The sequence below is a fragment of the Streptomyces inhibens genome (genome assembly GCF_022221585.1).
Lineage (GTDB): Bacteria > Actinomycetota > Actinomycetes > Streptomycetales > Streptomycetaceae > Streptomyces > Streptomyces inhibens.
Genome location: NZ_CP084681.1, coordinates 8,124,065 through 8,148,679, shown reverse-complemented (window position 1 = coordinate 8,148,679; position 24,615 = coordinate 8,124,065). Strand labels below are relative to the sequence as shown.

General features: G+C 70.3%; 16 protein-coding genes, 1 tRNA gene and 1 pseudogene. 5 read left to right on the top strand and 13 right to left on the bottom strand.

The window, feature by feature from the left end; all coding sequences use genetic code 11:
- Positions 1–158 precede the first annotated feature (158 nt).
- Positions 159–1,373 (top strand): Cmx/CmrA family chloramphenicol efflux MFS transporter, encoded by a 1,215-nt coding sequence (locus KI385_RS36550; protein WP_238576317.1) that lies wholly within the window; start codon positions 159–161, stop codon positions 1,371–1,373.
- On the opposite strand, the pseudogene KI385_RS36545 reads toward KI385_RS36550, so the two are convergent.
- The 6 genes and pseudogenes from KI385_RS36545 to KI385_RS36520 all read right to left on the bottom strand — a co-directional run bounded on the left by KI385_RS36545 (position 1,345) and on the right by KI385_RS36520 (position 10,718).
- Positions 1,345–2,800: pseudogene (locus tag KI385_RS36545) on the bottom strand (SDR family NAD(P)-dependent oxidoreductase). The gene KI385_RS36550 and the pseudogene KI385_RS36545 overlap by 29 nt on opposite strands.
- A 178-nt stretch (positions 2,801–2,978) precedes the next feature.
- Positions 2,979–3,051: transfer RNA gene (locus KI385_RS36540), tRNA-Ala, on the bottom strand.
- Between the two features lie 59 nt (positions 3,052–3,110).
- Complete coding sequence (locus KI385_RS36535) at positions 3,111–5,141, bottom strand: FUSC family protein (RefSeq protein WP_238576316.1); 2,031 nt, start codon at positions 5,139–5,141, stop codon at positions 3,111–3,113.
- Positions 5,142–5,451: 310 nt separating this feature from the next.
- Positions 5,452–7,203, bottom strand: coding sequence for a BCCT family transporter (locus KI385_RS36530; protein ID WP_238576315.1), 1,752 nt, complete (start codon positions 7,201–7,203; stop codon positions 5,452–5,454).
- Between the two features lie 78 nt (positions 7,204–7,281).
- A complete protein-coding gene (locus KI385_RS36525; protein WP_238576314.1) occupies positions 7,282–8,664 on the bottom strand; it encodes a M14 family metallopeptidase in 1,383 nt (460 codons plus the stop codon).
- An 89-nt stretch (positions 8,665–8,753) separates the two neighbouring features.
- The gene (locus KI385_RS36520; protein WP_238576313.1) at positions 8,754–10,718 is read right to left on the bottom strand and encodes a Xaa-Pro dipeptidyl-peptidase; all 1,965 of its coding nucleotides are present in this window, start codon (positions 10,716–10,718) and stop codon (positions 8,754–8,756) included.
- 217 nt (positions 10,719–10,935) lie between these two features.
- On the opposite strand from KI385_RS36520, the gene KI385_RS36515 reads away from it, so the two are divergent.
- Positions 10,936–12,438 (top strand): M1 family metallopeptidase, encoded by a 1,503-nt coding sequence (locus tag KI385_RS36515; protein ID WP_238576312.1) that lies wholly within the window; start codon positions 10,936–10,938, stop codon positions 12,436–12,438.
- A gap of 117 nt (positions 12,439–12,555) precedes the next feature.
- Here the strand turns inward: KI385_RS36515 and KI385_RS36510 are convergent, their stop codons facing one another.
- Entirely contained in the window at positions 12,556–13,350 is a 795-nt protein-coding gene (locus KI385_RS36510; protein ID WP_238576311.1) for an oxygenase MpaB family protein, read from the bottom strand.
- A gap of 370 nt (positions 13,351–13,720) precedes the next feature.
- Here KI385_RS36510 and KI385_RS36505 point away from each other — a divergent pair, with 370 nt between their 5' ends.
- Together KI385_RS36505 and sph are read left to right on the top strand one after the other, a co-directional pair.
- Positions 13,721–13,864 carry a hypothetical protein gene (locus KI385_RS36505; RefSeq protein ID WP_238576310.1) on the top strand — a complete coding sequence of 48 codons (144 nt, stop codon included), beginning with the start codon at positions 13,721–13,723 and terminating at the stop codon, positions 13,862–13,864.
- A 149-nt stretch (positions 13,865–14,013) separates the two neighbouring features.
- Positions 14,014–14,949, top strand: a complete 936-nt coding sequence (sph, locus tag KI385_RS36500; protein ID WP_238578004.1) for a sphingomyelin phosphodiesterase — start codon at positions 14,014–14,016, stop codon at positions 14,947–14,949.
- Between the two features lie 23 nt (positions 14,950–14,972).
- Here the strand turns inward: sph and KI385_RS36495 are convergent, their stop codons facing one another.
- From KI385_RS36495 to KI385_RS36485, 3 genes are all read right to left on the bottom strand, one after another.
- A complete protein-coding gene (locus KI385_RS36495; RefSeq protein ID WP_238576309.1) occupies positions 14,973–15,455 on the bottom strand; it encodes a macro domain-containing protein in 483 nt (160 codons plus the stop codon).
- 192 nt (positions 15,456–15,647) lie between these two features.
- Entirely contained in the window at positions 15,648–17,108 is a 1,461-nt protein-coding gene (locus tag KI385_RS36490) for an amino acid permease (protein WP_238576308.1), read from the bottom strand.
- 114 nt (positions 17,109–17,222) lie between these two features.
- The gene (locus KI385_RS36485; RefSeq protein WP_238576307.1) at positions 17,223–19,052 is read right to left on the bottom strand and encodes an AMP-dependent synthetase/ligase; all 1,830 of its coding nucleotides are present in this window, start codon (positions 19,050–19,052) and stop codon (positions 17,223–17,225) included.
- 126 nt (positions 19,053–19,178) lie between these two features.
- Between KI385_RS36485 and KI385_RS36480 the strand changes: the two genes are divergently transcribed.
- Positions 19,179–19,928 (top strand): MerR family transcriptional regulator, encoded by a 750-nt coding sequence (locus KI385_RS36480; RefSeq protein WP_238576306.1) that lies wholly within the window; start codon positions 19,179–19,181, stop codon positions 19,926–19,928.
- 36 nt (positions 19,929–19,964) lie between these two features.
- On the opposite strand, the gene KI385_RS36475 is transcribed toward KI385_RS36480, so the two are convergent.
- The 3 genes from KI385_RS36475 to KI385_RS36465 form a co-directional block, all read right to left on the bottom strand.
- The gene (locus KI385_RS36475) at positions 19,965–22,145 is read right to left on the bottom strand and encodes a 3-hydroxyacyl-CoA dehydrogenase NAD-binding domain-containing protein (protein WP_238576305.1); all 2,181 of its coding nucleotides are present in this window, start codon (positions 22,143–22,145) and stop codon (positions 19,965–19,967) included.
- Positions 22,146–22,179: 34 nt separating this feature from the next.
- Positions 22,180–23,394, bottom strand: a complete 1,215-nt coding sequence (locus KI385_RS36470) for an acetyl-CoA C-acetyltransferase (protein WP_238576304.1) — start codon at positions 23,392–23,394, stop codon at positions 22,180–22,182.
- Positions 23,395–23,459: 65 nt separating this feature from the next.
- Positions 23,460–24,602, bottom strand: coding sequence for an acyl-CoA dehydrogenase family protein (locus tag KI385_RS36465; RefSeq protein ID WP_238578003.1), 1,143 nt, complete (start codon positions 24,600–24,602; stop codon positions 23,460–23,462).
- Positions 24,603–24,615 lie beyond the last annotated feature (13 nt).

The window sequence follows — 24,615 nt, the reverse complement described above, 5'->3', positions numbered from 1 at the left end:
CCGAACCGGGCGTCACGCTGTGACGCCGGCAGGTCGTTCTGCGCGGTAGCCGCGTGTGCCCGGCCGGACGGTCCGTCGCTTGGCGACCTCGTCACGGGCATCGCCGCGCGTCTGCCGCCGCACCGTGTCGATCCACCATGTGGTTGCGGAGTGTTGCTGTGCCCTTTTTTCTCTATCTGCTCGGACTGGCGGTCTTCGCCCAAGGCACGTCCGAGTTCATGCTGTCCGGCCTGCTGCCGGACATCGCCGCCGATCTGCAGATCTCGCTCTCGGCAGCGGGGTCACTGACCTCGGCCTTCGCCGTAGGGATGATCGTCGGCGCGCCGCTGATGGCGATCCTGAGCCTGCGCTGGTCGCGGCGCGGCGCCCTGCTGACCTTCCTGGTCACCTTTCTTCTGGTCCATATCGTCGGTGCGGTCACCACCGACTACGGGGTGCTGCTGGCCACACGGGTCATCGCGGCGCTGGCCAACGCCGGCTTCCTCGCGGTGGCCCTGACGACCGCGACCGCGGCGGTCCCGCCGAACGCCAAGGGCCGCGCCACCTCCGTGCTGCTCGGCGGCACCACCATGGCCTGTATCGCGGGCGTACCCGCCGGTGCGCTCCTCGGTGAACTGTGGGGCTGGCGCTCGGCGTTCTGGGCGGTGGCTCTGGTGTCGGTGCCGGCTGTCGTGGCGATCGTGTGGTCGGTACCGGCCGGCGGCGGACGGGACTCCGCCGCCGGAGAGCCGAGCGCGCGCGGCGAACTACGAGCACTGCGCAGCCCACGGCTGGTGGTGACCCTGCTGCTGGGCGCCCTGGTGAACGGCGCGACCTTCTGCACCTTCACCTACCTCGCGCCGCTGGTCACCGATGTCGCCGGAATCGGAACGAGCTGGGTGCCGGCCGTGCTGGCGCTCTTCGGTCTGGGATCGTTCGTCGGGGTCGGCGTCGGCGGACGGCTGGCCGATACCCGTCCCGTGCCGCTCCTGGTGGCCGGCGGGGTGGCCCTGCTCATCGGGTGGGCCGTCCTGGCGCTGACGGCCGGCAGTCCGGCGGCGACCGTGGTACTCGTCCTCGTCCAGGGAACCCTCTCGTTCGCCGTGGGATCCACCCTCATCGCACAGGCGCTCTACGCGGCGACCGGGGCGCCGACCCTGGCCGGCGGGTTCGCCACGGCCGCGTTGAACGTGGGTGCGGCGATCGGCCCCTGGTGGGGTGGCGCCGCCCTCGGCATGGGGTTCGGCTACCGCGGGCCGGTGTGGGTCAGCGTGCTGATGGTGGCTCTCGCACTGGCCACCGGCGGGGTGGCCGGTGCGGTGCCCCGGCGCAGGACGGCCAAGATCAACGATCGGCAGCCCGTGGTCACCACGCGGCTTCCTGGTAGTCCTTGAGAAAGACCCCGGCGACCTGGTCTCCGGCCTCGCCCCGCACGATCGGGTCGTAGACCCGGGCCACGCCGTCGACGATGTCGAGCGGGGTGCGAAAACCGGCCTTGGCGATCCGCTCCTTCTTCGGCAGCGGGTTCTCGTCGGTGATCCACCCCGTGTCGACGCTGCACATGTGCACGCCCTGGGCGGCGAGTTCGGGCCCGCTGGTCCGGGTGAGCATGTTCAGGGCGGCCTTGACCATGTTGGTGTGCGGATGCCCGCCGGTCTTTCTCCGTACGGTGAACCGCCCTTCGGCGGCGGTCACATTCACCACACAGCGGCGGGGTACGGCGAGGCGAGCAGCAGGGCCAGCAGCCGGTCGCAGAGCAGGGTGGGCGCGACGGCGTTGACCAGCTGGTCTCCAGCAGTTCGGCCGGGTCGAGCTCTCCTGTGCGCGCCGACCAGGAGTTGACGGGCGCGGCATCCGGCAGCAATCCGGCCTCGTCGACGGCGGACGGCAACAGCCCGGCGTTGTCGACGGCGTCCGGCGACCACGGGGCCTGGCCGCCGCCGTCCGGCAACCACGGCGCCTCGTCAACGCCGTACGGCAACAGCCCGCCATGCTCGACGCCGTACGCCGCCGGCCCGGCCTCCTCGAAGAATCCAGGGGCGCGGCGGACACCGGCCGGCAGTTCGCCGCCGTGCTCCCGCTCCCCCGCCGCGAGCAGCGCCTAGGACGCGGGCTGCCGGCGCACCGTCTGTGCCGCGTTGTTGACGAGGATGTCCAGCGGACGGCCCTCGTCCCGCAACTCCTGGCAGAGCCCCAGGACCTGGCGCGGGTCACGCAGATCGATACCGACGACGGTGAGCCGGTCCAGCCGGTCCGCGCTGCCCGGCGCGGCCCGGAACCGGCGCCGGGCGTCGTGCGGGAAACGCGTGGTGACCAGCAGCTCCGCGCCATCGCGCAGCATCATCAGCGCGAGCTGGAACCCGATCTTGACCCGGCCGCCGGTGAGCAGCGCGCGCCGCCCGGTCAGATCCGTACTCAGCCCCCGGCGGGCGGCGTTGCCCGCGGCGCACGCGGGACACAACAGGTGGTAGAAGGAATCGGTGTGCCGGTAGAGCGCTTTGCAGACATAGCAACGGTGCGGGCGGGACAACACGCCGCTCCTGCCTCCCTGTTGGGCGAGCGGAGCATCCTCGCGCCGCTCCGGCGCACCGGTCGTGGTCGCGGCCAGCACCGCCGCATCGGCCGCGGCCCGTTCCGCCTTGCGTGCCGTGCGCCGGGTGAGCCGGCCGTCGCGTACGAACGACTCGGCGACGCGTTCGGCACGCAGCCGCACGGGGTCGTCGACGGGCAGCGCCCGAAGCCGGGCAACCATACGGTCGAAGGCGGCGAGCTCCTCGTCGGTGACCGTGGTGGGCGCCCCGTCAGTGACCGTGCTGGGCATCTCGTCGGTGACCGTACTGGGCACCTCGTCGGTAACCGGGCCGCTGCCCGTGCCGTCGGGCGAACCGTTCTGCCCCCGTAGTGGCGCTTCCATCCCGTTCCCCGCCCCCCATGGCCGGCGTTCCCCGGTCCCCGCGGCAGTGAGCGGGTGCCGCGCGGCCGATGCGAGCGGGCAGCTGCCCGGACGGCCGGATTCGAACCGGCGTGACCCGCCCTGCCAGGGCGGCGCGCCTGCCTCTGCGCTACGTCCGGGCAGTGCCGTAGAGCGCATCCGGCGACGGGATCAGGCCGCGCCCACGGTGCACACCGGCTCAGCTCGCCCCGGCGTATCCGCGAATGCGCTCCAGTTCCGCCGCCACGTCCGTGAGCGTGGCGCAGTCCGGAACCGGCCGCAGATCGGGCCCCGAGAGAGCGGCCTCGCGGCGTCGGCGCGGATCCTCCAGGGCATCGGCCATCGCGGACAACGCCTGGCACAGCCGCTCCGCCTCGTCCACGCCGGGGCGGTGAGCGCCGTGGTCGAGGCGTACCGCGCAGGCGGTGGCGGCGTCCACGATGCGTTCGGCCGCGGTGACCACGGTCAGCCAGTCGGGATTGCGGTCGCGGGCGGCGAGGAGTTCCGCCGCGGCGGTCTCCGCTGCCGTCCTGGCCTCCCCCAGCGCCCGGTAGGCGGCCCGGCGCAGCGCCAGCCGCTCGGTGGGGTCCTGCCCCGGCTCCGCCTCCAGTACGTGCCGCAGGAACTGCTCGGTGCTGCGCAGCGCCGCGGTGACCCGGTGGCCGACCCGGCGGCGCGGGTCCGCGAGCCGTGGCAGGTGCCCCACGACAAGGACGATGCCGCAGGCGATGGAGGTGTCGACGATCCGCTCACCGGCGGCCTGCGGATCCCCGCTGACGTGCACGAACGACAGCACCATGAGAGTGATCGCCACGGTCTGCAGCGCGAAGTGGCGGGTGGCGAACGGCAGCAGGGCGCCGCCCGCACCGGCCATCAGCGCGGGCCACCACGAACCCGTCAGCAGCAGGCCCGCCCCGGCGAAGACCAGCACACCGGCGACGGTCCCGGCGAAGCGGTTGACCGTACGGGAGAACAGCGGGCCCAGGTCCGGCTTGACGAGGAAGGTGGCGGTCGCCGGGAGCCAGTACCAGTGGTCGGCGCGGAGCAGCAGGGCCACGGCGGCGCTCGCGGCGATGCAGACGGCGACCCGCAGGCCGTAGTCCCGCCCGGCGGGCCCGAGCAGGCTGCGCCCGCGCCGCGTCCGCGCACCGACGACACCCAGCACGCGGCGTGCCAGGGACGCGCCGGCCGGACCGCGACGGGACGAGGCCGGGGCACCGTCCGCTTCCGGCCGCGACCGCGCCTGCGTCCGCGCCAGCTGCTGTGACGAGGGCTCCTGGCGGGCGAAGGCCACCGCGGCGTCCAGCAACGCCTGGTCGAAGGCGCCGCGCGCGGCCGTACTGGTCTCCGGTGCGGACAGCCGGCCCGGCGGCCGCCCGGTGCGCAGCGCATCGGCGAACCGGCGGGGGCTCTGTGCGACCCGGGACGGCAGCGGCCGGGCCTCCCACAGCAGCGCGACGCTGGCCTCGCACAGCGCGGTGGCTGCGGCGAACCGCTCGGTCAGCAGCAACTCCTCGGTACGGGCGGGCCGGCGCAGCAGCCGGTCGGTCAGCCGGCGCAGCCGCAGCGCCTCGTCGGCGCGGTCCAGCGCGCCGGTGAGCCGGCGTCTGGCGGGCTCGGCGCCCGCGCCGCCGGCCGCGCCCAGGGCGTCGGCGAGCGCGTCGAAGACCGTGGCGACCGCCGCCCGCTCGCCGCTGAGCGCGCCGCCCGCGGGACGGGGCGAGCGCAGGACGAGGCGCAGCAGAAGCAGCCACAGGCAGCCGGCGAGGACGTACAGCGCCTTCGCCCAGGGCGCCCCGGGCAGCGGCATCCCGGCGCCCAGGATGGTGGTGGCCAGCATCTGCATCCCGGCGTTGGAGCGCACCGGCCCGGCCACGCTGCCCGCGCCGGAGACGAAGCCGACGGCGAAGAGCGCCGGCACGAGCCACCAGCCCGCGCCGACCGCCTGCAACGAGGCGCCGATCAGCATGCCGAGCGCCGAGGCGAGGGCGGGCAGGCCGATGTGCACGATGCCGGTGCGGCGGGTGCCCGGGCGGTCGTTGACGCCGGCCAGCATCGAGCCGAGACCGGCCAGCACTCCGGGCGCCGGGTGGCCGGTCGCGATGCCCGCGCCGAGCAGCGGCCCCGCACACAGCGCACCGCGGGCGACGGCGGCCCAGGGCACGGGCAGCCGTTGCCAGCGGAAGGGGTGCGCCAGCCAGGCGGGCACGGCGCGCTGCGCGCGGAGCATGGGTCTCCTCAGACGACGGCGTACGGACGGCGGCAAGCGAATCCGAGGGGCGACATCGGCCGACGGTGCTGGTACCAGCCTAAGGTCCGGGTTTGTCCGCACCACTGCCGGAGGGTTACCGCAAGATCTCGAACGGGCGGCGGGGAGCACACTGCCGTCACCCCCGTCCCTGCGGTCAGCGGCCGGGCATGACGAGCAACACAGGTGACGTGGTGCGTGGTCGGCGGTGGCGTGATCGTTCTGACGTCGGCGATCGCGCTGTCGAAGCCCCGTGGAGGGCCGCTGACTTCGGCCCTCCACGGAGGTCCCGCTAGCTGTCGGCCTTGCCCCCGGCGCCGCTGCCGTCGACGACGGCGGCATCACCGTCGCTCCCGTCGCCGTGGCCATCGCCCTCGCCCTCGGCAGTGCCGCTGCCGTTGCCGTTACCGACGGGCCCGATCCGGAACTCGAAATCACCGTCGTACTGCTCATGACCGGCGATCACCGCCAGCTCGACGGCTTCCTCACCCTTCTGGCCGCGCACGATCAGCGGATCGCTGCGCAGATCCCGCATCAGCGCCCAGCACATGACGATCATCACGAGCAGGAAGGGCACCGCGACCAGGATCGTCAGATTCTGCAGTCCGGTCAGGGCATCGCCCGAGCCGCCCCCGATCAGCAGCATGATCGCGGCAACCGCGCCGGTCACCACGCCCCAGAAGATCACCACGGGCCGGCTCGGCTCGAAGGTGCCCTTCTGCGACAGGGTGCCCATGACGATGGACGCGGCATCGGCTCCGGAGACGAAGAAGATGCCGACCAGGATCATGACGAGGATGCTCATGACCGTGGCGAGCGGGTACTGGTGCAGTACGTCGAAGAGCTGGCCCTCGGAGGTACTCGACCCGCTGAGCTGCTTGGAGTCCTGCAGCTTCATCGCCGAGCCGCCGAACACGGCGAACCACAGCAGGCTGACCACGCTCGGCACGAGAATGACGCCGCCGATGAACTGCCGGATCGTCCGCCCGCGGCTGATCCGGGCGATGAACATCCCCACGAAGGGCGTCCAGGAGATCCACCACGCCCAGTAGAAGACGGTCCAGCTGCGCAGCCAACTGTCCACATCGGCGCCGCTGCTGGCCTCCGTACGGCCGGCCAGCTGCGGCAGTTCGCCGATGAACGAGCCGAGGGAGGTCGGCAGCAGATTGAGGATGAGGATGGTCGGCCCGACCACGAACACAAAGACCGCCAGGATCAGCGCCAGCACCATATTGATGTTGGACAGCATCTGGACGCCCTTGGCGATCCCGGAGACCGCGGACAGGATGAACGCGACGGTCAGCACGGTGATGATGACGACCAGCAGGCTGGTGCTGACACTGTCCATCCAGCCGAGCACCTTGATGCCGCTGCCGATCTGCAGCGCACCGAGCCCCAGCGAGGCCGCGGAGCCGAAGAGGGTGGCGAAGATGGCCAGGATGTCGATGACCTGACCGCCCCAGCCGTTCGCCCGCCGGGTGCCGATCAGTGGGGTGAACACCGCGCTTATCGTCTGCCGCCTCCCCCGCCGGAAGCAGCTGTACGCGATGGCCAGGCCCACGACCGCGTAGATGGCCCACGGGTGCAGCGTCCAGTGGAACAGCGTGGTGGCCATCGCCGTGTCCATCGCCTGGGCGGCGTCCTTGGGATCGGTGCCCGGCGGCGGTTTGGTGAAGTGCCCCAGTGGCTCGCTGACACCGTAGAACATCAGGCCGATGCCCATGCCCGCGCTGAACATCATCGCGATCCAGGACACGGTGCGGAATTCGGGCTCCTCGCCCTCCTTGCCGAGCGTGATCCGGCCGTACTTGCTGACGGCCAACCAGATCGCGAAGATCACAAATCCGGAGGCGGAGAGCACAAAGGCCCAACCGCCGTTGTCGATAACCCAGTTCAGCATCGACGTCGATACGTTCTTGAGCGATTCGGTGGAGGTGGCTCCCCAGGCGATGAAGGCGAGGGTGAGCAGCGCGGTCACTCCGAAGACCACGCGGTCGGTCTGTGGTGGTCCGGTCCGCTGCGGGTCATCGGGGAGATCCGTCATGGATGACGTGCCACCCCCGTCTCCGGCCGCTTTGACTGTGTCCGGCACGCGTCAACCTTTCGATGGGCCATATTTTCCCTACCCGTTACCCCCTACCACACGAGGGCAGACGTCCATGGGCGTCGCGACCGTAAGGTGATATCCGGCCCGTTGGTCCAGCAGCAGCGGGACGAGCCGGCGCAGCGGCTGGCGCAGCGGTACGACCACACCGCCGTCCGCCCGCTTCCAGCGCACGCCGTGCAGCGCCAGTTGGTCCTTGACCTCGGCGAACTGTGCCGCGTCCAGGCGGTAGGCGCAGGGCGGGTCGGACAGGATCTGTGCGTCGGTGGGAGGTTCGTTGTCCGCGCCGCCGAGGTAGACCGGGCCGTGGTCGGTGTATCCGGCGAGCCGGGCGGCGGCGGTGGCCGCCTCGATGCGTGGGCGGTGCCGGTCGAGGAAGGTGAACGCGCCCTTCAGGGCGGCCAGTTGGGAGTCGACCCGGCGCCGGTTGTTGAGCGCGGGGTCGGCCTTCTCGGCAGTGGCGAGCGCAGCGAGATGGGGGTCCCCCCAGCCGGAGGCTGGGGGAGGATCGACCCGGGTCTCGACGAGCAGTCCGACCGAGCCCTTCACGCCCGCCGTGTTGCGCAGAATCCGCTCCTGGCCGTCGCCCGCCACCTGCTTGATGGGCGCACCGGTGTCCGGGTCGGTCCAGATGCCGTAGACGCCGGTGGTGAATCCGGCCTGGTGGACGGCGGGTTCGACGAAGTCCTCGGAGAGCGCACCGGCTTCACGGTGCACCGCGTGCGAGGTGTTGAGGTTACGGGGCCACAGCGACAGCAGGTCCTTCATGTAGTACGGGACCGTGGGGCCGTACTCGTGCAGGTCGTAGATGGTGTCGGGGCGGTAGTCGCGGATGACCGCGGCCATCGCGCGGGCCTCGGCGGTCTTGAGGGCGATGTGGTCCCGGTTGATGTCGGCGCCGTCGGAGTTGCCGCGGGTGTCCGCGGCCCGGCCGTCGGGGTTGGCGGTCGGTACGACCAGGACGCTGGTGCGCTCCAGGAAGCGCCGGGTCGCCCGGTCGCTGGCGTAGGCGAGATCGCGGACGGTGGTCAGACACGCCTCGCGCCCGGAGGGCTCGTCACCGTGCTGTGAGCAGATCAGCAGGACGGAGTTGCCGCGGCGTACGTCCGCGGGGCGCTCGGGGGCCGGGGCGCCGATGCGTACGAGCTGCAGCGGGCGGTCCTGCCGGGTGGTGCCGATCCGGTCGATCCGTACGCGCGGCGAGGCATGATCGACGGCGGCGAGGAACTCCTGCTCCTCGGACTGGCTGGTCCAGCGGGCACCGTGGCTGGTCTCGAACCCCGTACGGGGTGTGCGGGCTCCGGTGGCGCCGGCGGGCGAGGCCGGCAGGGTCGCACCGAGTGTGGCCGTCAGGCCGAGGGCCAGCGCACCCAGGACGAGGCGGCGGGAGCGGAGTATCACGAGGAGGTGCCTCCCTTGGTCGAGCGGTGGGGGTGGGGGTGACGTGGGGGTCGGGGCGGGGCCGCCCGCGGTGGGGCGGCCCCGGGCGGTCAACTCGCGTCCGGCATCCGGCTGATCGAACGCGGCGGGGCGATCCCGTCGAGCGGCGCCGCACCGTCCGCATACCGCGGCGCACCGGCGGTGGCCCGTGCGAAGGCCGGTGCGCCGCCGGTCAGCGGAAGTTCGGCGGAGGTGCGGGACAGATCGACAGTGAGCTTCGGCCGGGAAGCGGGCGGGTCGATCAGGCCGGCGTCGGTCCCGGCCACGATGAGCGCGAGGCGGTGTCCGGCGGGCACGATGTGATCGCTCGCGGCCAGGTCGAGGGTGAGGGTGTAGGGCTTGCCGGGGGTGAGCGGACGGCCCTTGTGGGGATCGGCGTAGTTGCCGAGGTCGGCCCAGCCGCGGCTGAAGACCGTGTGCGCCACCTTCTGGGTGTCGGCGGCGGTCTCCTTGAAGCAGCCGGTGTCGCCCTTGGTGCCGGCGCCCCAGCAGGTGCGCCGGTCGAGCGTGGTGATGCCCTCGCCGTCGGCCGCGTAATTGCGGATGGTGTCGGGGCCGAGGTCCACCAGGACGGCGGAGAGGTGGGCGGTGGAGGTGCTCGGGGTGACGGTCACGGTCACCTTGCCGGAGCCGGACAGCCGCAGCGGTGCGCGCAGCGGCCCGGTGCTGAACCCGGCCTTGGCGGGCGTCGATTCATCGATATGGGAAGCCCAGTCGGCCTCGCTCAGCCGCGGGTCGTCGGTGAAGGACTCGGTGGCGCCCTGCGGTGCCTTCTCGGTGCCGAGGACGCCGACGCCGGGCGCGGTGCCGGCGCGCGGCCGCAGGGTGGTGGCCGCGGTGCCGGGCGCGGGCCACTGCGGGTCGGTGGACCACGTTCCGGGAGCACGCTCGATATCGGCCATCGGCGCGCGCTCGATGCCGTTGTCGTAGCCCATCAAATAGTGGTCGAACCAGTGGTGCAGGGTCTTGACCCAGTCTGTGCGGCGGTAGTCGAACGGGTCGACATGCCCGGTCTGCGAGAGCCAGATCTTGCGTTCGACGCCGTGCCGGGCGAGCGCGTCCCACCACTGACCGGCGTGCCGGGTGCGGACGTTGAGGTCCTGCATACCGTGCACCAGGAAGACGCTGGCCCGGACCTTGCCCGCGTTGCGGACATAGTCCCGCTCGGTCCACAGATCGGTCCAGTCGCCACTGCGCGGCGCACCGTCGACGAGCTTCTGCTGTACGGCGGCGCAACGTTTTTGCGCGTCGGGGCTGTCGACCAGGTCCGCGAGGGAGTCGGGGCCGGAGCCGTAGAGCGGGGCGCCCTTGGCGAAGTAGTAGTCGTACCAGGAGGAGATGCCGGCGATCGGGACGATGGTCTTCAGCCCCTTGACGCCGGTGGCGGCGACGCCGTTGGCGATGGTGGCGTCCCAGCTCTTGCCGATCATGCCGGTGCTGCCGTTGGACCAGTCGGCCGCGACGGGTTTGCCTCCCGTACGCGCCGTATAGGCGCGGCCTCTGCCGCCCAGCCAGTCGACGACGGCCTTCGCCGACTGGATGTCGGAGCGGCCGCCGACGTCCACACAGCCGTCCGAGCGGTTGGTGCCCGCCAGGTCGACAAGGACCGTCGCATAGCCGCGCGGCACGAAGTAGTTGTCGTAGTAGAGCGGGAACTGGACCGGCCGGCCGTGGTCGTCGTAGGTCTTCTTCTGGCTCTCGTTGCCGCGTCCGCAGCAGGAGTAGTACGGACTGGCGTCCATGATCACGGGTATCCGGCGGCCCTGCTGGGCGGGTTCGGAGGGCCGCACAACGTCGACGGCGACGCGGTCGGTCTTTCCGTCCGCGTCGCCGTCGAGCCGTGTGTCCACCCAGACCGATTCGCGTATCGCGCGGTCGTAGGAGTAGACGGGTCTGCTCTCACCGGGCGCCGCCTGCGCGGCGGCCGGCCCGATCAGGGCGGACAGCAGGGCGCCGACGGCCGCCAGCACGAGCGCTGTGAAGGGGATGCGGGGGATCCGCGCAGGATTGGTCACGGGCGGACGGTAGCGCGGCCCAACTGCCGTGCGTAAGGGGGCGGGTGACGGCGGGAGTGCGGGCGGTGACGTAAGGGAGGGACGGTGACCGGACAACCACCGGGGCAGATGGTGGTTCATGTCGGTCATGTGTCAGATCAGGCCATGTACATGACGCTGGCCCGGCGGAGTACATAGGGTCTGAACAGAGCCATCCCCCCTACGAGTTGGAGGACTCGTGCGTCACAGACTCCTCGTCCCGGGCGCGGCCGCGCTCAGTCTGCTGCTGGCGATCCCGGCCTCCGCGGCTACCAACGCCGATGGACACGGCACCCCGGGCGCTCCGGGCGTGGGCGACACCTACTACCCCGAGAGCGGAAACGGCGGATACGACGTTTCCCACTACGACCTGCGACTCAAGTACCAGCCGAAGACGGACCTGTTGGAGGGCACGGCGACCCTGCTGGCCAAGACCACCCAGGATCTCTCCCGCTTCAACCTGGACTTCGGCCTCAAGGTCAGCGAGATCCGGATCAACGGCAAGAAGGCCACCTTCGCCACGTCCGGCAAGCATGAGCTGGAGGTCACCCCGGCCACCCCGCTGGAGAAGGGCAAGCAGATCAGCGTCGTCGTGCGCTATGCGGGCAAGCCCTCCGAGCTGAAGATCGACGGCTACAGCGCCTGGGCCCGTACGCCCGACGGCGGCGTGGTGGCGCAGGAGCCGGACTCCGCCGTGTGGTGGTTCCCGAGCAATGACCACCCCACCGACAAGGCGACGTACGACGTTTCGGTGGCGGTCCCGGACGGCACCCAGGCGCTCAGCAACGGCGTACTGGCCTCGCAGTCCTCCAAGCTCGGCTGGACGCGCTACAACTGGCGCTCGGACAAGCCGCAGGCGACGTACCTGACGACGCTGGCCGTCGGCAAGTTCGACATCACCACCGACACCACCGCGAACGGCCTGCCGGTGATCAACGCCATCAGCCCGGACCTCGGCGCGAACGAGGGATCGGCGCGGGCGAGCATCGAGCGCACCACCGAGGCCACCGAGTGGCTGGAGAGCGTCTTCGGCCCCTACCCGTTCAACGCGGTCGGCGGCTATGTCCCCAACGTGCCGGCCCACTACGCGCTGGAGACCCAGACCCGCCCGTTCTACGGCGCGAAGGTCTTCGACCGCGGTACGAACGTCTCGGTCGTGGTGCACGAGCTGGCGCACCAGTGGTACGGCGACAGCGTCTCGCTCAAGGACTGGAAGGACATCTGGGTCAACGAGGGCTTCGCCGCCTACAGCCAGTGGCTGTGGTCGGAGAAGGAGGGCGAGGGCACCGCTCAGGAACTGGCGGACTATGTCTACGCCCAGCACCCGGCCGATGACCCGTTCTGGACGGTCAAGCCGGGCAACCCGGGCGCGGAGAACCAGTTCGACGGCGCGGTCTACGACCGTGGCGCGCTGGCCCTCCAGGCGCTCCGCAACAAGGTCGGCGACAAGGTCTTCTTCGGCATCCTCAAGTCCTGGCCGACGGAGAACAAGTACGGCAATGCCTCGGTGGCCGACTTCGTGAAGTTCGCCGAGAAGAAGTCCGGCAAGCCGCTGGCCGACTTCTTCGACACCTGGCTGTTCCAGCCGTCCAAGCCGGCCGCGGGCGCGGTCAAGCGGACGCTCGGCGCACCGCACACGCCGGTCGCACAGCCCAAGTCGTGGAAGCAGATCGCGGCCACGCACGACGTGCACGGGCACTGAACCGCTGCACGGGCACTGAACCGCTGCACGGGCGCTGAACCGCTGCACGGGCGCTGATCCGGCCGGAGTCGGGGTGATCCCCCGGCTCCGGCCGGATCCGTCTCCACCCCGCCCCGTTTACCCGCGCGCCGCCCGTCGGGCCCGGCGCGCGATCGGCATGAAGCGCAGCCGCTCCGGAAGTACCGGCACCACGGCGCGTACGACCATCCCGAACCTGCGCAGCCGGCGCTCCTGTGCGTCCGTCCACTCCAGGCCGATGGCGCGCCGGGCGTCCGGCGGCATCAGCCCGATGGTGAGGAAGCGCCGGAAGCGGGCGAACCGCGGACCCAGCCAGGTCCAGGTAAGCCGGAGGAGCAACCGCAGCCACCGCGGCCCGCGGTCCGGGACCGGCACCGGCCGGTCCGTCGCGATCAACTCCCGTACCACCACGGTCGCTTCGAGATCGTTGTCGAGGACCTTGCGGTAGTAGGGCCAGAACTCCTCGATGGTCTGCGGCATATCACGGTCACGGATGCCGAGGATCCGGCCGACCTGGAGCCACTCCGCGTACAGCGCTCGCTCCTGCGCCTCGGTGAAGGGGCGGCCCAGGTACTGCTGTGCGTACCGGAAGACGGGGTAGCCGGTCGCGTGCACCCAGGCGTAATAGGCGGGGGTGAGCGCGTGGTACTTGCGGCCATGGGCGTCGGTGCCCTGGATGGTCTTGTGCAGCTGCCGCAGCCGGCGCCCCTCCTCGGCCGCGCCCTCACCCCCGTACACCCAGAGCTGTAGGGAGACCAGCGACCGCTCGCCGCGCCCCCAGGGGTCCGTACGGAACACGGAGTGGTCGTCCACGCCGGCGCCCACCGCCGGGTGCGCGACCTGCATGGTCAGCGCGGGCGGCAGGGTGAGCAGCATGCGGATGTCCCCGACCATCGACCAGAGGACACCTCCGACCGGTGGGGGCTTTGGGTCATTATTCACCGTAATCATGTCATTAATCATGATACGGCGGCTCCCAGCGGCCGGCGGAAGCGGGGCCCGTGCCGGGCCGGCGCGTGTTCCGGTACGCCATCAACCTCGCAGGGCGATCCGCAGCGGCGGCAGCACCAGAGCCATCAGACAGTGCGCCGGCCGGGCGAACAGCCGCCAGCCCCTCGGGCGCCACCTCGGGCAGCCACCGCACCGGCGGCCTCTACGAGCGCCTCGACTCGCCCAGCACATCCCGTACGGACCGGTTCAACTCCAGCCGGTCCTGGACCACGGCATCGTAGTGGACGCAGAACAACGCCCAGTTGGGCGGCAGATGATGGACAGCCACGGCTACGGCTACGGCTACGCGACCGAGTACGGCAGGGAGCGCCAACTCCGCACGGCCGTGATCTCCACCGTCCACGGCAGCATCGGCGAGACCCCACGCGACATCATCGGCAGGGCCTTCGATCTCTGAATCCGATGTGACCCGTACATCTCCTGCCTCCCGGGAGCTTACCTAGAAGTAACCCCGGCTGGTTGGATAAGCGCCACTGGACCAAGTCCCCACCCCCACAGGGAGATTCAGTGTCGCTCTCCACGCTGCGCACGGCCCGTGCCGCCGCGATGGCCACGGCCCTCGCCGCTGTCACCGTGGCCGCCGCTTCCCCCACCGCGTCGGCCGCCACCACCCCCCATCTGAAGGTGCTCAGCTACAACATCTTCCTCATGAGCAAGAACCTGTATCCCAATTGGGGCCAGGACCACCGTGCACAGGCGATCGCGGCCGCGGACTTCTTCCAGGGCAATGACGTCGTCGTGCTCCAGGAGGCGTTCGACAACTCCTCCTCCGACGCGCTGAAGTCGCAGGCCGCCGCGCAGTACCCGCACCAGACTCCGGTGGTGGGCCGGAGCAAGAGCGGCTGGGACGCCACCGGCGGCGCCTACTCGACCGTCACCCCGGAGGACGGTGGGGTGACGCTGCTGAGCAAGTGGCCGGTCCTGCGCAAGGAGCAGTACATCTACAAGGACGCCTGCGGTTCGGACTCCCTCTCCAACAAGGGCTTCGTCTATGCGGTGTTGGACGTCAACGGCACCAAGGTGCATGTGGTCGGCACCCACACCCAGTCCACCGACTCGGGCTGCAAGGCGGGCGAGGCGGCCGCGGACCGCGCCAAGCAGCTCAAGGAGATGGACGCCTTCCTGGACGCCAAGAACATCCCGGCGGACGAAGAGGTCATGGTCGCCGGCGACCTGAACGTGGACTCACACAGCGCCGAGTACAACGCACTGCTCAGCAACGGCGACCTGGCCCCCGCCGACAGCCGCACGGGGCACCCGTACTCCTTCGACACCCAGGACAACTCCATCGCGAAGTACCGCTACCCGGACGACCCCCGCGAGGACCTGGACTATGTCCTGCACCGCAACGGCCATGCCCGGCCCGCCGGCTGGCAGAACGAGGTGATCAAGGAGGAGTCGGCGCCCTGGACGGTCTCCAGCTGGGGCAAGGACTACACCTACACCAACCTCTCCGATCACTATCCGCTGATCGGCGGCTGAACCGCGGCCGGCGGGCGCAGACCTCACCGGTCGTAGACCGTCACCGGTATGCCGTGCCGGGTGAGCCGCTCGGTTATCAGCGGCTCCACCCGGGACCACTTACCGCCCGCCAGCCCACAGCCGATGCGTGGCATATGGACCGACGCCCCGAGCTCCTCGGCCCTGGCCGCCACCCGGCCGAGCCCGGCATCGATGGCCTCGTACCGCACCGGGACGCCCTTGCTGCCCGTACCCATTCCCCGCTGCCCGACGACATTGGCCACCCAGAGCCGCTCGCCGACCTGGACGAACTGGGCCGCGCCCAGCCCGAAGTCGTTCCGCGCCCGCTCGCGGTGCCACCGGCGATAGGCGGCCTCCGGCTCCGGCCAGCGGCGGGAGAGCGCAAGCACGAAGCCCTTGCCCCAGCCGCCCAGGTCGTTGCAGATGTGCGCGATCACCTTGACGCCCTTGCCCTGCGGGGCGGTGGCGTCCCCCTTGACGTAAGAGATCCCCGTGTTCTCGGTCATGAATCCAAAGTAAGGGCGACCACTGACAATCGGCCGGGCCGGCGAATCCGGACCGGCGGGCCGCCGGGACAGTCAGGACCCCCAGCACCGCCGGACCGCCAGGCCGGCGCCGCACACGCGAAAGGGCGGCCGCGGAAGCCTCTCGGCCTCCGCGACCGCCCCTGATTCGTCAGGCGCCCGCTACGTGCGTGGCTACTTCGACAGCTCGCGTTCCTTGGCGATCCGGGCCACCCGGCCGCGGACCGCGAACCAGCCGCCGACCAGCGCGACGGCGAGGACCGGGATGATCATCACGGTCTGGCGTCCGACACCGTCGTCGAACCACATCAGGACGATGACGCCGAGCAGGAAGGCGATGGTGGCGATATCGGTGATCGGCGTGCCGGGGAGCCGGAAGCGCGGACGCTCCACCAGGCCCTCCTTGGACCGACGCACAAACACCATGTGGCAGACCATGATCGTGCACCAGGTGCTGATGATGCCCAGCGCCGCGATGTTCAGCACGATCTCGAACGCCTCGCCCGGCATGACGTAGTTGAGGCCGACACCCAGCACACACACCGCCGAGGTGAGCATGATGCCGCCGTACGGCACCTGGTTGCGGTTCATCAGGCCGGCGAACTTGGGCGCGGAGCCCGCCATCGACATGGAGCGCAGAATGCGGCCGGTGGAGTAGAGGCCGGAGTTCAGGCTGGACATCGCCGCGGTCAGCACGACGAGGTTCATCACATCGCCCGCCGCCGGCACACCGACGTTGGACAGCACCGTCACGAAGGGGCTCTCGCCGCCGACGTACTTGTTCCACGGCAGCAGCATCGCGAGCAGGATCACCGAGCCGACGTAGAAGACGCCCACCCGCCACATGATGGAGTTGACGGCCTTCGGCACGACCTTCTCCGGCTCGTCGGTCTCGCCGGCGGTCACACCGACCAGCTCCACCGCGGAGTAGGCGAAGACCACACCTTGGAGCACGATCACCACAGGCAGCAGGCCGGTCGGGAAGAGACCGCCATGGTCGGTGAGCAGATTCAGCCCTGGTGTGTGCCCGGCGACCGGGTGCTGGGTGGCCAGCAGGAAGATGCCGATGAACATGAAGACGACCAGCGCGGCGACCTTGATGATCGCGAACCAGAACTCCAGCTCACCGAAGATCTTCACCGAGATCAGGTTCACCGTCAGCACGACCGCCAGGGCGATCAGCGCCATCACCCACTGCGGGATGTCGGTGAACAGGCTCCAGTAGTGGGTGTAGAGGGCGATCGCGGTGATGTCGGCGATACCGGTCGTCGACCAGTTGACGACGTACATCCAGCCGGCGACGTAGGCGCCCTTCTCCCCCAGGAACTCACGGGCGTAGGAGACGAACGAACCGGACGACGGGCGGTGCAGCACCAGCTCGCCGAGGGCCCGCACGACGAAGAAGGCAAAGAGGCCGCAGACCGCGTAGGCGATGGCCAGCGCGGGTCCGGCGGAGTGCAGTCGGCCACCGGCGCCCAGGAAAAGGCCGGTTCCGATCGCTCCACCGATGGCGATCATGTTGACGTGCCGGCCCTTGAGGCCCTTGCTGTAACCCGCGTCGCCCGCATCCTGCTGCGCGGCGCTCCCCCCGTCAGGTGACCTCTGGGCTGCGTCGGTGACGGTTTCTGTGCTCACTGCTGGTGTATCTCGCTTTCGGGCAGGCGCTTAGCGATGGCCGGATTCCGCGGATCGCGCGGACGACCGACGGCACACCTTCCCCGAAGAGTGCTCCCCCGTCTGTGGGCAAGATCACAGCGTGTATAGGCCATCCAAGATTTGTCCGTATTTGTCACGAATTTCCCGGCGTCGCATTTTCAAGGACGGCGTCAGTTCGCCCGATTCCGGACCCCACTCCTCGCCCAGAACCGAAAACTTCTTGACCTGTTCAGTGCGATTAAGGCAGAGATTGGCCGCCGCGACGGCCCGCTCGATCTCCGCCCGTACCTCCGGATGCCCGGCCAGCTCCGGCAGAGTGCCCTCGATGCCGTGCCGCGCCGCCCAGACCGGGGCCAGCTCCGCGTCCAGGACCAGCAGCGCGACGAGATACGACCGGCCGTCGCCGTGCACCAGCGCCTGCCCGATGAGCGGATGCTCCTTGAGGGTGTTCTCGACCAGTGCCGGCGAGACGTTCTTGCCGGTCGAGGTCACGATCATTTCCTTCTTGCGGTCGGTCAGCCAGAGGAAGCCGTCCTCGTCGACCCGTCCGATGTCACCCGTCGCGAACCAGCCGTCGGCGCCGGTCGCCGGCTCCACCGATCCGTCGGCCCGCAGGTACCCCTCGCACACGGTCCGGCCCCGGACCTCGATCTCCCCGTCCGCGGCCGTCCGCACCTCCACACTGCCGATCGGACGGCCGACCGAGCCCAGCCGGAAGCCACCGGGACCGTTCGTCGTGGTCACCCCCACCGTCTCGGTCAGCCCCCAGGCATCCATGATCACGATGCCCAGACCGGCCCAGAACCGCACCACATCGGGGGGCATCGGCGCGGCGGCGCTCGCCGCCCACACCAGCCGGTCGAATCCGGCCGGCGCCAGCAGCGGATCGAGCACCTCGGCCTTGGCCCTGGCGTACGCGTCCGCCAGCTCCTCGGACGGGCGCTCCCCGCGCTCCTTGCACGCGACATACGCACGGGCGCACTCACCCGCCGCCTCGACGGCCGTCCGCCGCTCCTCGGGGAGCAGCGCCAGCGCGGCCCGTACGGACGCCGCCAGCTTCTCCCAGACCCGCGGTACGCCGAAAAACTCCGCCGGATGCAGCTCGCGCGCGCTCTCCGCGACGGCAGCGGGATCCGCGCAGAGGTAGACGTGCGAGGCACGGAAGACCGGCAGATAGATGCCCAGCATCCGCTCGGCGATATGCGCGAAAGGGAGGTAGCAGAGGTGCTCGACATGATCGGGCAGCTCCACCACGGCATCCAGTGCCAGCGCGTTGAGCAGCACATTGCGATGGCTGACCACGACGCCCTTGGGGTCGCCGGTGGTGCCGGAGGTGTACACGACGGTCAGCGTGTCGGCCGCGTCCGCCTGCCGCCAGGTCTCCTCGAACGCCTCGGGTTCGTACAGCTCGGCGCCCCGGCCGGCCAGTGCCGCATACGTCTCCTGTGTGTCCGTCTCACCGGTGTCATCCGCCTCGACGATCACCAGCTTCTCCAGCCGGGCCGCGGCATCATCGAGCAGCGGCGCCCAGCGCCCGAGCTCACGCGCGCCTTCCAATACGGCGAAGCGGGCCCTGCTGTGCCGGACGATATGGGCGATCTGTTCGGGCGCGGCGGTCCCGTACACGGTCACCGGGACCGCGCCGAGGTGCACCAGGGCGAGGTCGCTGAGCCAGTGCTCGGGGCGATTGCCCATCATGAGGAGAACGATCTCGCCGCGCCGTACGCCGAGCGAGCGGTATCCGGCGGCCAGTTCCGCGACCCTGCGGCGGACCTCGGCCCAGCTGAGCGTGCACCAGCCGGACGTCTCAGGGGCGCGCCAGGAGAGCGCGGGCAGCTCTCCATGGTCCTCGGCGTTACGTAACAACAGGGCGGGGAGGGTGAGTTCGTCCGGTGCTCCGGGCAGACGCAGGATCGTGGTCAACGCGGCCTCCTGGCGATGTGGGCCGCCGGCTGCGGACCGGACGGGGGGAGTCTCTGCGCGGTTCTGCACGATCGCGCAGGATTCAGAAGGTTTCACAAGAGTGGTGAGACAGCAATACTGTTGAACATGATGGAGTCCGCCACCGATCTGACCGTCGACGAACTGGCCGCCCGCGCCGGCGTCACGGTCCGCACGATCCGCTTCTACAGCACCCGCGGCCTGCTGCCGCCGCCGGAGATCGGTCCGCGCCGGGTCGGCCGCTACGGACCGGACCATCTCTCGCGGCTCGCGCTCATCGAGGAGCTCCAGCACCAGGGCCTGACGCTGTCCGCGATCGAACGCTATCTGGCGCAGCTGCCGCCCGATCTGAGCGCCCAGGATCTGGCCATCCACCGTGCGCTGGTGGCGAGTTGGATCCCGGACAAGGCGGAGGACGCGACCCGGGAGCAGCTGGAGCGCCGGGTCGGCCGGGAGCTGACCGAGGAGGACCTCGACCGGCTGGCGGCCATGAGCGTGCTCGTACGGACCGATGACCCACGGGTCTTCCGGGTCGACCCGGGGCTGCTGCATCTGGGTGCCCGGCTGCTGGACGTCCCGATCGCGCTGGAGACCATCCTGGCGGCACGCACCGTCGTCATCGAGCACACCCGCTCGGCGGCCCGCGAGCTGAGCCGGCTCTTCAAGGACGAGGTATGGGAGCCGTACCGGGAAGGCGGGCCGGACGAGGAGGAGATGGCGCGGATGAAGTCGCTCTCGGCCCATATGCAGCCAATGGTGGTGCAGGCACTGGTCACCGCCTTCCAGCGGTCGATGAAGCAGGAGCTGCGGGAGTCGTTCGGCAAGGAAGAGCGGAAAGAAACCGGGAGCGAGGGGTGACGGGGACGGGCCGCGGCGGCCCGCCCCCGAGCCCGGTCAGTCGCTGAACTTCTCGCCCTTCTCGGCCTTTTCGACCAGCAGCGCGGACGGCGCGAACCGGTCGCCGTAGGCCGCCTGCAGCTCGCGGGCGCGGGCCACGAATCCGGGCAGCCCACCTTCATAGCCGTTGATGTACTGGATCACGCCGCCGGTCCAGCCCGGGAAGCCGATGCCGAAGAGGGAGCCGATGTTGGCGTCGGCGACGGAGGTGAGCACGCCCTCCTCGAAACAGCGGACGGTGTCCAGCGCCTCGGAGAAGAGCATCCGCTCCTGCATGTCGATGAACGGGATGCCGGCTCCCTCCTTGGCGAAGTGCTCGCGCAGCCCCGGCCACAGCCCGGCGCGCTTGCCGTCCTCGCCGTACTCGTAGAAGCCGGCGCCGCGGCTGCGGCCGGGGCGGCCGAACTCGTCGACCATCCGGTCGATGACCGTGTCCGCGGGGTGCGGCTGCCAGGTGCCGCCGGCCTCCTCGACCGCCCGCCTGCTCTCCTCGCGGATCTTGCGCGGCAGGGTGAGGGTCAGCTCGTCCATCAGGGACAGCACCTTGGCCGGGTAGCCGGCCTGGGCGGCGGCCTGCTCGACGGAGACGGGGTCGAGGCCCTCGCCGATCATCGCCACACCTTCGTTGATGAAGTGGCCGATGACGCGGGAGGTGAAGAAGCCGCGCGAGTCATTGACGACGATCGGGGTCTTCTTGATCTGACGGACCAGGTCGAAGGCGCGGGCCAGCGCCTCGTCGCCGGTCCGACCGCCCTTGATGATCTCCACCAGCGGCATCTTGTCGACCGGCGAGAAGAAGTGCAGGCCGATGAAGTCCTGGTCGCGCTCGACGCCCTCGGCCAGCAGGGTGATGGGCAGGGTGGAGGTGTTGGAGCACAGCAGCGCGTCCGGCGCGACGATGTGCTGGACCTCCTTGAACACCTTGTGCTTGAGGGCGACGTCCTCGAAGACCGCCTCGATGACGGCGTCACAGCCCGCGAGGTCGGCCGGCTCGGCGGTGGGTGTGATGCGGGCCAGCAGCTCATCGCGCTGCTGCTCGGTCGTACGGCCCCGGGAGAGCGCCTTGGCGAGCAGCCCCTCCGCATACGCCTTGCCCTTCTGCGCCGCGTCCAGGGTGACGTCCTTGAGGATGACCTGCATCCCGGCCTTGGCGCAGGAGTAGGCGATGCCCGCGCCCATCATGCCGGCGCCGAGGACCGCGACCTTCTCGACCTTGCGGGGCTGGATGTCCTTGGGGCGGTTGGCGCCGGAGTTGACGGCCTGCAGGTCGAAGAAGAACGCCTGGATCATGTTCTTGGAGATCTGGCCGGTCACCAGCTCGACGAAGTAGCGCGCCTCGATGGTCTGCGCGGTCTCGAAGTCGACCTGGGAGCCCTCGACGGCCGCGGCGAGGATGTTGCGCGGCGCCGGGTACGGGGCGCCGTTCAGCTGCTTCTTGAGGTTGGCGGGGAACGCCGGGAGGTTGGCCGCGAACTTCGGCTGGGCGGGGGTGCCGCCGGGGATGCGGTAGCCCTTGACGTCCCAGGGCTGCTGGGACTCGGGGTGCTCGTCGACGAAGGCACGGGCCTTGGCGAGCAGCTCCTCGGGGGTGGCCGCGACCTCATGGATCAGCCCGGCGTCCTTGGCCCGGCCGGCGTTGTACTGGGTGCCCTGGAGCAGCACCTTCAGCAGTGCGTCGGCGATGCCGAGCAGCCGGACCGTACGGGTGACGCCGCCGCCGGCCGGGAGCAGACCGAGGGTGACCTCGGGCAGGCCGATCTTGGTGCCGGGGGTGTCGAGGGCGATGCGGTGGTGGCAGGCCAGCGCGATCTCGTAACCACCGCCCAGCGCCGCGCCGTTGATCGCGGCGACGACCGGCTTGCCGAGCGTCTCGATACGGCGCAGATCGCGCTTGATGCCGTTGCCCGCCTCGAAGGCCTGCTGGGCCTGGGCGGGGGTGACGGCGATCAGGTCGCGCAGGTCGCCGCCGGCGAAGAAGGTCTTCTTGGCGGAGGTGAAGATGATGCCGCGGATGCTGTCCTTCTCGGCCTCCAGGCGGTCGGCGACCGCGGTCAGGGAGGCCTTGAAGGCGTTGTTCATGGTGTTGGCGGACTGGTCGGGGTCGTCCAGGACCAGGGTGACGATGCCGGTCTCGTCCTGTTCCCAGCGGATGGTCGACGACGCAGGGGACTCGCTCACTGTGGCTTCTCCGTAAGGGGGATGGGACGGGCGGTCAGAGACGCTCGATGACGGTGGCGATGCCCATACCGCCGCCGACGCAGAGGGTGGCCAGGCCGTAGCGCTTGTCCTGCCGCTCCAGCTCGTCGATGAGAGTGCCGAGGATCATCGCGCCGGTGGCGCCGAGGGGGTGGCCCAGAGCGATGGCGCCGCCGTTGACGTTGACCTTGTCCAAGCTCAGCCCCATGTCCTTGACGAAGCGCAGGACGACGGCGGCGAAAGCCTCGTTGATCTCGACGAGGTCGATGTCGTCGATGGTCAGTCCGGCCTTGGCCAGGGCCTTGCGGCTGGCCGGTGCGGGGCCGGTGAGCATGATCGTCGGCTCGGAGCCGGAGACCGCTGCGGAGATGATGCGGGCCCGCGGGGTGAGGCCGTAGCGCTCGCCGACCTCCTTGGAGCCGATGGCGACGAGCGCCGCGCCGTCCACGATGCCGGAGGAGTTGCCGGCGTGGTGGACATGGTCGATCTTCTCGACCCAGTGGTACTTCTGCAGGGCGACCGCGTCGAAGCCGCCGGCGTCACCGATGGTGGCGAAGGAGGGCTTGAGGCCGGCCAGGGAGTCGGCGGTGGTGCCGGGGCGCATGTGTTCGTCGTGGTCGAGGACGACCAGTCCGTTGCGGTCGCGCACCGGGACGACCGAGCGCTCGAAGCGGCCGTCCTTCCAGGCCTCGGCGGCGCGCTCCTGGGAGAGCGCGGCGAACTCGTCGACATCACGGCGGGTGTAGCCCTCGATGGTGGCGATGAGGTCGGCGCCGATGCCCTGGGGGACGAAGCCGGTGTCGAAGTTGGTCATCGGGTCGGCGAACCAGGCGCCGCCGTCGGAGGCCATCGGGACCCGCGACATGGATTCGACGCCGCCCGCCAGGACCAGGTCCTCCCAGCCCGAGCGCACCTTGGCGGCGGCCATGTTGACGGCTTCGAGACCGGAGGCACAGAAGCGGTTCTCCTGTACGCCGGCGACGGTGTCGGGCAGCCCGGCGGCGATCGCCGCGATCCGCGCGATGTCCGAGCCCTGGTCGCCGACCGGTCCGACGACGCCGAGCACGATGTCGTCGATGGCGGCCGGGTCGAGGCCGGGGAAGCGGCGGCGTACTTCGTGGATCAGGCCGACGACCAGGTCGATCGGCTTGGTGCCGTGCAGTGCGCCATTGGCCTTGCCGCGGCCGCGCGGGGTGCGGATCGCGTCGTATACGTACGCTTCGGTACTCAAGTCAACAAGCCTTTCGCATGAGGGTGGAGGCAGGGCAGCGGGTGGGGACCGGGGCCGGTCCGGGGTCAGCCGAGCAGGGAGCGTCCGATGATCTCCTTCATGATCTCGGTGGTCCCTCCGTAGATCGTCTGGATACGGCCGTCGGTGAAGGCCTTTGCCACGCGGTATTCCGTCATATAGCCGTAGCCGCCGTGGAGTTGCAGACAGCGGTCGGCGACCCGCTTTTGCAGTTCGGTGGCCCACCACTTGGCCATCGAGGCGTGCACCGCGTCCAGCTCGCCGGCGGAGTGGTCGGCGATACACCGGTCGAGAAAGGCGCGGGTCACGGCGCATTCGGTGGCCATCTCGGCTATCTCGAAGCGGACGTGCTGGAGCTTGGCCAGCGGCCGCCCGAACGCCTCACGCTCCTTGACGTACTGGCTGGTGATCTCCACCAGGTGTTCGGCGGCGGCGATCCCGGACATGGCGATGCTCATCCGCTCCTGCGCGAGATGGGTCATCAGATGGATGAACGCGCCGTTGAGCTCGCCGAGCAGATTCTCCTTGGGGACGCGTACGTCGTGGAAGAACAGCTCGGCGGTGTCCTGGGACTTCTGGCCGATCTTGTCGAGGTTGCGCCCGCGCTCGAAGCCCGCCATACCGCGCTCGACCACCAGCAGGCTCAGCCCGTGCGCCCCGCCCTCGGGCGTCGTCTTGGCCACGACGATGACCAGGTCCGCGAGGATGCCGTTGGAGATGAACGTCTTGGAACCGTTGAGGATCCAGTGGTCCCCGGCGTCCTCGGCGCTGGTGCGGATGCCCTGCAGATCGGAGCCTGCACCGGGCTCGGTCATGGCGATGGCGGTGATGATCTCGCCGCTGCAGAAGCCGGGCAGCCAGCGCCGCTTCTGCTCGTCGGTGCCGAGGGTCGTCAGATACGGGCCGATGATGTCGTTGTGCAGGCCGACGGCGAGCCCGGCGGCGCCGGCCCGGGTGAACTCCTCGGCCAGCACGGCGCTGTAACGGAAATCGCTCTGCCCGCCCCCGCCGTACTCCTCGGGCACGGCCGGCCCCAGCAGCCCCTGTCTGCCGGCCGCCCGCCAGGCGTCCCGGCTGACGATGCCGTCCTTCTCCCACTGCTCGTAGTGCGGCGTCACCTCCTTGGCGAGGAAGGTGCGTACGGTCTCCCGGAAGGCGTCGTGGTCCTCGGTGAAGATCTGGCGCTGCATCTGCGCGGTCATC

Bases quoted from the DNA above. Each gene is read 5' to 3' on its own strand.
- KI385_RS36530 (WP_238576315.1), bottom strand. From the start codon at position 7,203: ATGACGGATCTCCCCGATGACCCGCAGCGGACCGGACCACCACAGACC.
- KI385_RS36535 (WP_238576316.1), bottom strand. From the start codon at position 5,141: ATGCTCCGCGCGCAGCGCGCCGTGCCCGCCTGGCTGGCGCACCCCTTC.
- sph (WP_238578004.1), top strand. From the start codon at position 14,014: ATGGCCACGGCCCTCGCCGCTGTCACCGTGGCCGCCGCTTCCCCCACC.
- KI385_RS36510 (WP_238576311.1), bottom strand. From the start codon at position 13,350: ATGGTCGGGGACATCCGCATGCTGCTCACCCTGCCGCCCGCGCTGACC.
- KI385_RS36505 (WP_238576310.1), top strand. From the start codon at position 13,721: ATGATGGACAGCCACGGCTACGGCTACGGCTACGCGACCGAGTACGGC.
- KI385_RS36465 (WP_238578003.1), bottom strand. From the start codon at position 24,602: ATGCAGCGCCAGATCTTCACCGAGGACCACGACGCCTTCCGGGAGACC.
- KI385_RS36480 (WP_238576306.1), top strand. From the start codon at position 19,179: ATGATGGAGTCCGCCACCGATCTGACCGTCGACGAACTGGCCGCCCGC.
- KI385_RS36495 (WP_238576309.1), bottom strand. From the start codon at position 15,455: ATGACCGAGAACACGGGGATCTCTTACGTCAAGGGGGACGCCACCGCC.